The sequence below is a fragment of the Mesorhizobium muleiense genome (genome assembly GCF_900099905.1).
In the GTDB taxonomy this organism is placed as follows: domain Bacteria; phylum Pseudomonadota; class Alphaproteobacteria; order Rhizobiales; family Rhizobiaceae; genus Mesorhizobium; species Mesorhizobium muleiense.
In genome coordinates, this window is the sequence record NZ_FNEE01000005.1 from 311,243 (window position 1) to 321,676 (window position 10,434).

At 62.7% G+C, this 10,434-nt stretch carries 10 protein-coding genes and 1 pseudogene; 1 reads left to right on the forward strand and 10 read right to left on the reverse strand.

What is annotated here, in order from left to right; all coding sequences use genetic code 11:
• Positions 1-17 precede the first annotated feature (17 nt).
• The 8 genes and pseudogenes from BLT09_RS12905 to BLT09_RS12940 form a co-directional block, all read right to left on the reverse strand.
• Positions 18-746 carry an ABC transporter ATP-binding protein gene (locus BLT09_RS12905; protein WP_027152864.1) on the reverse strand — a complete coding sequence of 243 codons (729 nt, stop codon included), beginning with the start codon at positions 744-746 and terminating at the stop codon, positions 18-20.
• Positions 746-1,900, reverse strand: a complete 1,155-nt coding sequence (locus BLT09_RS12910; protein WP_091593485.1) for an ABC transporter ATP-binding protein — start codon at positions 1,898-1,900, stop codon at positions 746-748. Before BLT09_RS12910 ends, BLT09_RS12905 begins: the two co-directional genes overlap by 1 nt.
• Positions 1,900-3,393, reverse strand: a pseudogene (gene livM, locus BLT09_RS12915) (high-affinity branched-chain amino acid ABC transporter permease LivM); the annotation flags it as partial. The gene BLT09_RS12910 and the pseudogene livM, both read right to left, overlap by 1 nt.
• A gap of 106 nt (positions 3,394-3,499) precedes the next feature.
• Positions 3,500-4,402: a branched-chain amino acid ABC transporter permease gene (locus BLT09_RS12920; RefSeq protein ID WP_023800038.1), complete on the reverse strand. Its 903-nt coding sequence runs from the start codon at positions 4,400-4,402 to the stop codon at positions 3,500-3,502.
• A 335-nt stretch (positions 4,403-4,737) separates the two neighbouring features.
• On the reverse strand, positions 4,738-5,739 hold the full coding sequence (locus BLT09_RS12925) for a 4-hydroxyproline epimerase (RefSeq protein WP_091593490.1): 1,002 nt from the start codon (positions 5,737-5,739) through the stop codon (positions 4,738-4,740).
• 12 nt (positions 5,740-5,751) lie between these two features.
• Positions 5,752-7,005, reverse strand: coding sequence for an NAD(P)/FAD-dependent oxidoreductase (locus tag BLT09_RS12930; protein WP_091593492.1), 1,254 nt, complete (start codon positions 7,003-7,005; stop codon positions 5,752-5,754).
• Positions 7,005-7,451: a GNAT family N-acetyltransferase gene (locus BLT09_RS12935; RefSeq protein WP_091593494.1), complete on the reverse strand. Its 447-nt coding sequence runs from the start codon at positions 7,449-7,451 to the stop codon at positions 7,005-7,007. The genes BLT09_RS12930 and BLT09_RS12935 overlap by 1 nt, the downstream gene beginning before the upstream one ends.
• A 10-nt stretch (positions 7,452-7,461) precedes the next feature.
• Positions 7,462-8,355 carry a dihydrodipicolinate synthase family protein gene (locus tag BLT09_RS12940; RefSeq protein WP_091593496.1) on the reverse strand — a complete coding sequence of 298 codons (894 nt, stop codon included), beginning with the start codon at positions 8,353-8,355 and terminating at the stop codon, positions 7,462-7,464.
• A gap of 68 nt (positions 8,356-8,423) precedes the next feature.
• On the opposite strand from BLT09_RS12940, the gene BLT09_RS12945 reads away from it, so the two are divergent.
• The gene (locus BLT09_RS12945; protein WP_084833754.1) at positions 8,424-9,116 is read left to right on the forward strand and encodes a GntR family transcriptional regulator; all 693 of its coding nucleotides are present in this window, start codon (positions 8,424-8,426) and stop codon (positions 9,114-9,116) included.
• A gap of 67 nt (positions 9,117-9,183) precedes the next feature.
• Here BLT09_RS12945 and BLT09_RS12950 read toward each other — a convergent pair whose 3' ends face one another.
• Together BLT09_RS12950 and BLT09_RS12955 are read right to left on the reverse strand one after the other, a co-directional pair.
• The gene (locus tag BLT09_RS12950) at positions 9,184-9,498 is read right to left on the reverse strand and encodes a hypothetical protein (RefSeq protein ID WP_027152857.1); all 315 of its coding nucleotides are present in this window, start codon (positions 9,496-9,498) and stop codon (positions 9,184-9,186) included.
• 284 nt (positions 9,499-9,782) lie between these two features.
• Entirely contained in the window at positions 9,783-10,082 is a 300-nt protein-coding gene (locus tag BLT09_RS12955) for a hypothetical protein (RefSeq protein ID WP_091593498.1), read from the reverse strand.
• Positions 10,083-10,434 lie beyond the last annotated feature (352 nt).

Consider the following 10,434-nt stretch of genomic DNA (forward strand, 5'->3'; position numbering starts at 1 on the left):
GATGAAGACTCCTGAACTCAGTGATGGCCGCCTTCGAGATAGGCGGCGCGCACGTCCGGATCGGCGAGCAGCTCCTTGCCGGTGCCGCTCATCGTCACGTTGCCGTTGACCATGACATAGCCGCGCGTGGCGAGCTTCAGCGCGCCGAAGGCGTTCTGCTCGACCAGGAACACGGTCAGCCCCTGCGTGCGGTTCAACTCGCGGATGGCGTCGAAGATCTGCTTGACGATCAGCGGCGCCAGGCCCAGCGACGGCTCGTCGAGCAAGAGCAGTTTCGGCCGCGCCATCAGCGCACGTCCGATCGAAAGCATCTGCTGCTCGCCGCCCGACAGCGTGCCGCCGCGCTGGGCAATGCGTTCCTTCAGGCGTGGAAACAGCGTGAACACCTTCTCGACGTCCTCGTCGTAGTGCTTGAGGTCGTCGAGGCTGGCGCCCATCTGCAGGTTTTCCATCACTGTCATGCGCGGGAAGATGCGCCGGCCCTCCGGCGACTGGGCGATGCGCATGCGCGCGATCTCATGGGTCGGCAACTGGGTGATGTCGGTGCCGGCGAAGGTGATGGTGCCCGCCCGGGCCCGTGGTGCACCAAAAATGGTCATCATCAGCGTCGACTTGCCGGCGCCATTGGCGCCGATCAGCGCCACGATCTCGCCCTGCTTGACGGTGACATCGACGCCGTTCAGCGCCCTGATGTTGCCGTAATAGGTCTGGACGCCCTTGATGTCGAGCAGCGTTGTGCCGGCCATCATTCATTCCCTCCGCCCCGGTTGGAGTCGCCCGGTGTCTTGGGCTTTGCCGGAGCCTTGGCGGCCGGCTTTGTCGCGGAAGGTTTCTCCGTCGGTTTGGCTTCGGCCGGCGATGCGGGCCTTGCCGCCGCGCCCGACCTTGCATCGACCTGCCCGGCTTTCGACGCGCCCTTCGACACCGTGACGCGTTCGCCCTCACTGTGTCCGACGGTGTCGATCACTGGCCCGGCGAAATACGAGGACGACGAGTCCGGACCGTGCGTCGAATCCGGGCCGGTGTCGAGTTGCTCGATGACGTCTTCGTCGCCGACCTCGATCAGCACCGTCTCGACGTCCTCGTCTTCGACCCCAAGATAGGCGGCGATGACACGCGGGTCGGTGCGCACCGCATGCGGACTGCCGTCCGAGATCTTGCGCCCGTATTCGAGCACCACGACATGGTCGGAAATCTGCATGACCACCGCCATGTCGTGCTCGATCAGCAGGATCGAGGTGCCGGTGTTGTCCTTGATGTCCATAAGGAGCGCGTTGAGCGCCATTGATTCCTTCGGATTGAGCCCTGCCGCCGGTTCGTCGAGGCAGAGCAGTTCCGGACCCGTGCACATGGCCCGCGCGATCTCCAGGCGCCGCTGCGCGCCGTAGGGCAAGTCGCCGGCCGGATCGTCGGCTCGATCGACGAGGTCGGCCTTTTCCAGCCAGTGCCTGGCGAGATCGATCGACTCGGCCGACGCCGTCCGGTAGCCGCTGAAGCCAAACAGGCCGAGGACAGTGTAGCCGGACGCCTTCATCAGCTTGTTGTGCTGCGCCACCAGCAGGTTCTCCAGCAGCGTCATGCCGGAAAACAGGCGGATGTTCTGGAAGGTGCGCGCCACCTTGGCTCGCGCCGGAATCTCATGGTTCGGCAGCCGTTCGAGCAGATAGCTCGAGCCGTCGCGCCGGTTGAGCGTGAGCATGCCTTCAGACGGCTTGTAGAAGCCGGTGATGCAGTTGAACACGGTTGTCTTGCCGGCGCCGTTCGGCCCGATCAGCGCGGTGATCTCGCCGCGCCTGGCCTGGAAGGACAGGTCGCCGATGGCGACCAGACCGCCGAACTTCATCGACAGATGTTCGACCTGCAGGATGGCATCGTTCACGGATGGGTTCGCATCGCTCATCAGCCGTGGCCCTCCTTGGTGAAGGAGCCGGATACAGCCCTCCTCTCCTTGAGAAAGGCTGTCGGTTCACGACTGCCGACGAAGCCGCGCGGCTTCCACAGCATGACGATGACCATGGCCATGCCGAACAGCAGCATGCGGTAGAGTTCCGGCGTGAAGTCGGGACCGAAGACCTGCTTCAGGAAATCGAGTTCGCGCAGCACCTCGGTGCCACCGATCATCACCATGGCGGCGACGGCGATGCCAACCAGCGAACCCATCCCGCCGAGCACGACGATGGCGAGGATGATGGCCGATTCCAGGAAGATGAAGGATTCGGGGCTGACGAAACCTTGCCGCGCGGCGAAGAACGAGCCGGCGAAGCCGCCGAACATGGCGCCGGTGGCAAAGGCGGTGAGCTTGGTGGTGGTGGTGTTGATGCCGAGCGAGCGGCAGGCGATCTCGTCCTCGCGCAGCGCTTCCCAGGCACGGCCGACGGGCATACGCCTAAGCCTTATGGTGACGAAGGCGGTGAGCAGGCAGAGCCCGAGGATCAGGTAGTAGAGGAAGATTTTGTAATAGGCGCTCGACGTGGCGATGTCCAAGACCTTGGCGATATAGTTCGGATCCGAGACGTTGAACGACATCAGTCCGAAAAACGTGACCTTGGGAATGCCGGAGATACCGGCCGAGCCGTTGGTAACCTCACGCCAATTGATCAGCACGAGACGAATGATCTCGCCGAAGGCCAGCGTCACGATCGCCAGATAGTCGCCGCGCAGGCGCAGCACCGGAAAGCCGAGCAGCACCCCCCAGAAGGCGGCCATGGCGCCGGCGGCAGGCAGCAGGATCCAGAACGACAGGCCGTATTGCGTGCCGAGCAGCGCATAGGCATAGGCGCCGACGGCATAGAAGGCGACATAACCAAGGTCGAGCAGGCCGGCGAGGCCAACGACGATGTTCAGCCCCCAGGCCAGCATGACATAGATCAGGATCTGAATGCCGTAATTGTCGACCCATTTCAGAGAACCCTGGAACCCGGCGGCCACCGATCCTCCGTACACAGCAAGCACCAGCACAACGATGATCGGGTAGAGCGCCAGTGCGGTTATGCCCAATGCCGAGAAATGGGCATGGATGAAGGTTCGGAAATAAAACATCACCGAGGCCAGGGCGTAGATGGTCGCCAGCGCTCTCAGGAACCGTGCATAACCGGCCAGGCCGGGGCCCAGCAATCCGTCGAGGGAACCGGCAAGGAAAACCAGCACGGCCACTGTGACGACGGCAGCGATGAAATACGGCAAGCGGAAGAACCGCGCCGCCATGCTCTGCGGCAGCAGGCCGGTGGCGACGTCGACGATCTTCTGATTTGCCAGGAAAGGCTGTCCGTAGGCGACATAGAGAAAACGGCCGGCCATGGTCAGCACGACCACGACTGCTAGAAGCCACCAGCGCTGTACAAGGATCAGCTCGTTGGAGATGTTCTGATCGGTCCTCAGGCCGATGAACAGCACGAACAGGCCGAGCGCGATGGCGCCGGCATAAAGCGCTTCGCGGGTAGCGCGCTGCATGGGAGTGGCGACGATGTCGCGCTCCGGAGACGTGGTGACCGCCATGAACTCAGACCTTTTCGACTTCTGGCCGGCCGAGAATGCCGGAAGGCAGGAAGATCAGCACGATCGCCAGGATGGAGAAGGCCGCGACGTCCTTGTAGTCGATCGAGAAATAAGCCGACCACATGCTTTCGATGAAGCCGATCATAAGCCCGCCGAGCACGGCGCCGGGCAACGAGCCGATGCCGCCGAGCACGGCCGCGGTGAACGCCTTCACGCCGGGCGTGAAACCGTCGGAGAAGGCGATGACGCCATAATACATCAGGAACAGCGTGCCGGCGACGGCGGCGAGGGCCGCACCCATGACGAAGGTGATCGAGATGGTGCGGTCGACGTCGATGCCGAGCAACGCCGCCATCTTGCGGTCCTGCTCGCACGCCCTTTGGGCTCGACCCAGCGAGGTCTTGTTGACCAGGTACCAGAACAGCGCCAGCAGCAGCGCGGTGACGATGACGATGACGATTTGCTTCAGCGACACGCTGACGCCCTCGATATTATAGACCTTGGACACCATCGGCGGGATCGGCTTGTTGCGCGGCCCCTGCGTCACCTGGACGAAGTTCGACAGCGCGATCGACATGCCGATCGCGGTGATCAGCGGCGCCAGCCGGAACGACCCGCGCAACGGCCGGTAGGCCACCTTTTCGATCGTCCAGTTGTACAGGCTGGTCAGCAGCATCGCGACGATCATCATGACCAGCAGCGCGATCACCACCGGCACCGAATAGAACATCGCGCCGAGGATGAGGAAAACGATGAGGGCGGCGAAGGCGCCGACCATGAAGATGTCGCCATGGGCGAAATTGATCATGCCGATGATGCCGTAGACCATCGTGTAGCCGATCGCGATCAGTCCATAGATCGATCCCAGCGTCAGCCCATTGATAAGCTGCTGGACAAAATACTGCATGCTGTCGTGGCTCCCCTGGAATGTCGCCCATGCAGACGCATTCCTTTTCGTATTTCCCCTAGTCGTAAAGTTTCGAGCCCGGATTGCAACGTCATTCTTTAATCGGCATGCGTGATTTTGAAGCACGCAATCGGATTGCCCGTTCTTCCCTTCCCGGCCTCTGGACTATCGCCGACCCTATCATTGGCCTAACGCAATGTCTTTGGCGATTCGTCGTCAAAATGCACGCTGCTTCGAAGGAATCGCCGTAAAAATAAGTTGATGAGCGGGATCGTTGCGCCGTCGCAGCGATCAATCTTTGCGTTTCGTTCGTTTCCCCTGCGTCAGGATTCTCTCTATTTGACGACGAATCCGTGCGCGAACGGATCGCGGTCATCAATGAAGATCGTGTTCAATCCGGTCATGCGCGCCCAGCCGCCGATCGAGGGAATGATCGCCGGCTTGCCCGCCACCGTGACTTGCTTCTCGACCCTGCCCTTGAACAGCGAGCCGATGATCGATTCGTGGACGAATTCGTCGCCGGTCCCAAGCTTGCCCTTGGCGTGAAGCTGCGCCATCCGCGCCGAGGTGCCGGTACCGCAAGGCGAGCGGTCGATCGCCTTGTCGCCGTAGAAGACGGCGTTGCGCGCATCAGCCTGGCTGTCGGTCGGCGCGCCCGTCCACAGTATGTGCGACAGCCGTTCGATGCCGGGATTCTCGGGATGCACGAAGGCGTATTTTTCGTTGAGCCGCTGCCGCACCACCGGGCTCCAGGCGATGAGGTCGCCGGCAGAGTGGTCGGCCATGTCGCGATAGGTCTTCTGCGGCTCGACGATGGCGTAGAAATTGCCGCCATAGGCGACATCGACGCTGATCTCGCCGAGCTGCGGACATTCGACAGTCAGACCCTCCGCATGGAGGAAGGACGGCACGTTGGTGATGCGCACCTCCTCGACATATTCGCCGACCTGCCTGTACTCGGCGGTGACCAGGCCGGCCGGCGTGTCCAGCCTGAGCAAGCCCGGTGTCTTCGGCTTGACCAGCCCGTGCTCGATGGCCATCGTCACCGTGCCGATGGTGCCGTGACCGCACATTGGCAGGCAGCCCGAGGTTTCGATGAACAGGATGGCGATATCGCAATCGGGCCGCGTCGGCGGATAGAGGATCGAGCCGGACATCAAATCATGGCCGCGCGGCTCGAACATCAGCCCTGTTCGGATCCAGTCATATTCGGCCAGGAAATGCGCGCGCCGCTCCATCATCGTCGCGCCGTTGAGCAGCGGTCCGCCCCCGGCGACCAGCCGCACCGGATTGCCGCAGGTGTGACCGTCGATGCAGAAGAAGGAGTGGCGCGCCATTTCTAGATCCCGTCAGAAGCGGTTCGGAGAAAACGGAGACAGATCAAACACCGGATTTTGGCCGAGAATGAGATCGCGAACCAGGCGTCCGGTGGCAGCCGCCTGGGTGAGGCCGAGATGGCCGTGGCCGAAGGCATAGACTATCGTGCCGGCCCGCCTGGCGCCACCGATCACCGGCAGCGAATCCGGCAGCGATGGCCGCAATCCCATCCATTCGCGGCCGCCGGCCGGGTCAAGCCCCGGCAGGAATTTCTGTGCCTTGTCGAGCAGCGCTTTCGAGCGGGCGTAGTTGGGCGGCCGCTCAATGCCGCCGAGCTCGACCGCGCCGCCGACGCGCACGCCGGTTTCAAGCGGCGTGACGACGAAGCCGTGGCCGGAGAAGATCAGTTGCCGCTTCACGTCGAAGGCGGTCTTCGGCAGCGTCGTGTTGTAGCCGCGCTCGGTCTCGAGCGGGATGCGGTCGCCGATATGTTTCGCCAGGAGATGCGACCAGGCGCCGGCGGCGATGACGAGGCATTTTGCCTGCCGCACCGTGCCGTCGGCCAGCGTCAATGTCGCGCCGTCCTGTCCCGCCCCGACGTGGTCGATCCGAGCCTTTTCGAAACGCGCGCCCTTGGTTTCGGCATAGGCCCAGATCGCTTTGCCCAATAATTTCGGATCCGTAACGGTCTTCCATCCCGGCACGAAAGTGCCCTTGACGAACCGCGGCGACAGGCCCGGCTGCAAGGCGGCGAGCGCATCGCCCTCGACTTGGCTGAAGCCGATGCCGAAGCGTTGCCTCGCCGCCCAGCCGGGCAGCGACGCCTTGTATTCGGCCTCGCTCTCGTAAAGTTCGAGCGAGCCGTCCTCGCGCAGCATATTTTCGGTGCCTGAGCGCGCCATCAGCCCGGCCCATTCGGCCTCGGCGAGCCGCATCATCCCGGCCTGCGCCGCGAGGCTGGCCGCGTAGCGGTCGCTTCGTCCGGTGCGCCAGAAGCGAACAAGCCAGGGCAGCAACTTCGGCAGGTAGGTGGGCGGGATGCTGAGCGGGCCGAGCGGATCGGCAAGCCATTTCGGCAAGTGCCTGATCATGCCCTTGTGGGCCAGCGGCAGCACATCGGAAAAGGCCAGGGCGGCGGCATTGCCGGAACTCGTTTCCTCGCAGATCCCCGTCCGATCGAAGATCGTGACGTTTCGCCCCGCCTCGGCCAGATAGGTGGCGACACAGATGCCGATGATGCCGCCGCCGACAATGGCGATGTCGACCGTCTGGTTTGGCGCCGCCACTATTGGATTTCTCCAGGACTGAGGGACTTTGTCATCAATGGGTTTTTCCGGTCGGACCGAACGGCCACCCAGCCGAGGCTTTGATAGAACCCCTCTGCCTCCTTAGCGGCATTGACTTCAAGCCGCTCCAAACCAACATGGCGGGCATAGCTCTCGACTTCCTGCATGAGAATCCGGCCTAGGCCACGCCGCTGCAGATTCGGTTTGATGGCAACAAGCCTGACAACGCCGAGGCGCGGACCAGCAACGTCTAGTCTGGCAGTGCCTACCGGCTTGCCATCGTGCATGAGGAGCAGTGGGTGATTGCTCGTAAGACGGTCGTCGGGATGCTGTTCGTCATATCCATCCAAGCCCCGGTTCTCCCAAAGAACCCGCTTACGAATACGGTGATATGCCGCCCAATCTCCATCGCTTTCGACGCGTTTGAGACGGATCCGAGACGGCATAAAACCTTCCTCAAAACCTCGGCAGCTCCGGCCGCGCCGCCAGCGCATCCCGGACGATCTTCTCGACCATCTTGCGGCGCTCGCCCGACAGCGGCTGGCGCGGCATGCGCACGCGGTCGTTGGTGTTGATCGCCAGGACTTCGGCGAGCTTGATGTTCTGCACCAGATAGGTCGACACGTCGAGGTCGAGCAGCGGCCGGAACCAGCGGTAGATTGTCAGCGCCTCTTCGCGGCGGCCCTGCTTCATCAACTGGTAAATCGCGACCGTTTCGCGCGGAAACGCGGTGACCAGCCCGGCCACCCAGCCGATGGCGCCGACCGACAGCGCCTCGAACGCCAGATTGTCGACGCCGGTGAACAAATCATAGCGGTCGCCGAAGCGGTTGATGATTTCGGTCGAGCGGCGGATGTCGTCGGAGGATTCCTTGATGGCGACGAAGCGCTTGTCCTTCGCCAGTTCCTCCATCTGATCGACGGTGACGTCGACGCGGTAGGCAAGCCGATTGGAATAGATCATCACCGGCAGGTCGCCGGCCTCGGCGACGGCGCGCAGCGCGGCAACCGTCTCCTCCGCATTGGTGTGATAGATCGGGCTCGGGACCACCATCAGCCCGTTGGCGCCCTCCTTGGCGGCGCGGCGCGCGATCGCCACCGCCTCGCGGGTGCCAGGTTCGTTGACAGTCAGCAGAACCGGCTTGCTGCCGGCGATCTTCTGGGCGGTCTTCAACACGTCGATCTTCTCGTCATGCGAGAGCATCGGCCCCTCGCCGAGCGAGCCGCAGACGATGATGCCGTCGCAGCCAGCCTCCATCTGCAGCGCAAAGCAGCGCTCCATCTCGGCATGGTCGAGGCGGTCGTCCTCAGTGAATTTGGTCGTGACGGCGGGGAAAACTCCGGTCCACATAGCGGTGCTCCATCTGATATATCAGTCGTATATTTATTAGGAAACGGACTGTCAACACGGATTTCGCTATGATATACCAAAAATATATCAGGAGCTCACCTTTGATATTCAATGAAACAAGCCCGGCATTCGAGCCAGTGGCGGCGAAAGCCTACCGCGTGCTCGAGCACATGATCGTAACGCTCGAACTGGCGCCTGCAAGCTTCATCACCGAAGGTGCGCTGATCGACAGGCTGGGGCTCGGCCGCACGCCGGTGCGCGAGGCGATCCAGCGGCTGGCGTGGGAGGGACTGCTGGATGTCCGGCCGCGTGCCGGCATCGCCATTGCCCCGCTGCATCCCGGCGACTGGTTGCGCGTTCTCGATGCACGACGTGGCGTCGAGGTGGTTCTTGCCCGCTCGGCCGCCCGCTTCGTCACCCGCGAGGCCGCCGACCTGTTTCACGACGCGGCACTGGCCATGCAGAGGGCGGTGATATCGGGCAATGTGCTGGCCTTCATTCAGGCCGACAAGGCGCTCGACGAGGCGCTGGCGCTGGCTGCCGACAACCCCTTCGCCGCGCGGCTGGCGGCTCCCTTGCAGACCCACAGCCGCCGCTTCTGGTTCCGCTACAAGGCCGATACCGGGCTTGCCGAATCGGCCGAGCACCACGTCGCGCTGATCCGCTCGATCCTCGACGGCGACGAAGACGCCGCCGCCAAAGATGCCAAGCGCCTGATGGCGCTGCTGCGCGGCCATGCCGCGGCGGCTGCCACGCGCTAGAGATCGGCATCAAGCTTCGGCAGGCTCTTTGAGTTCCGCCCACAGGCGCTGAGCATCGCTCAATTCGTCATGCGTCCTGGTCGGTCGGGATCACCACGTTTTCCCAATGTTCGCCGGCCGCGACGATGCAGCTTCTGCCGGCGACGTCGGTGACGATGATCGTCCAGCTTCCGCTGTCGGCGACATAGACTTCCATAATCGCCATCTGACCGATCAGCCCGAAAGCAAACTGTCTTTCCTGGAACTGCTCGCTCAGGTGGGCGACGAGATCGCGATGTTCAACGCAGTATTGATATTGGGCGCTTGCGGCGTTCGTACCCACCGCCAATGCGCCAGCAAGAATGAGGGTTTTCAACCCAACCAACAGCGATTTGCGCGCCATAGGGCATCTCCTTTGCCATCACGTCCGGCAAAGGAAGAGCCCTCATTTTGCCGGAACGATCCAGGCCGGTCCCGACGTCATCATCATCGCGTCGTTCCTTTCCGTGTCCGGTCTGTCATCAGCGGGACGATTCCAAATGTTCCCACTATGTTCCATATATGGTGTCGGCAACAAAAAAGCGCAAGCAGGCGCCCGCTGGGGCGCCTGTGGATCCGTTTCATGGTCGTCACCGAGAACCGCGGCCTGCGCGGCTATGCTAAGGCGGCTGCCACCCGCTAGGCGGCTCAGGTCCCTGGCAGCGCCGCTGTCCTCACCGCGCTCTCCCAGCCTTCACCCACCGAAACCACGCAGCTTTGACCGCGTGTGTCGCTGGCGAGGATGGTCCAGGTGCCCTGATCGGAAACGAAGACTTCAACAATCACATTCGGATTGACGACGCCGATCGCGGTTGGATTTTCCCGGAACTTCTCGCCGAGCGCCTTGATCATGTCGGCTCGTGGCGCGCATTGTTCGGCCGCTGTTGCCGGGGCCGCGGAAAACGCGGCAGCCGCCGCGCCAACTATCGACACCATGAGACGTGTCATCTCACACCTCCTTGCGCCGGCCGTAGCCCCCGAAGCTGTCGCCAGCGCCGTTGGTCGATCTGCCGCGTCCCTTTGCGGCAGGATTGCAAGTTAAGGCTTCTGCTGTCCCCCTGGTTCCATCACATTAGCGTTCAGGCATACACGGGGCCGCGACCAGTCAGCAAAAAGGCCCGGTTTCTGGTCGGGCCTTTTTCGTCTTCAATCATAAAATCTGGAGCTGTTTGTCGACTGGCTAATTCATCGTCGGGATGACGAACTCGGCGCCGTCCTTCACGCCTGCCCGCGCGCCCGCAGCCGAAGGCGAGGACGCGCAGACAAGCAACCGTCCGGCTAATTCATCGTCGGGATGACG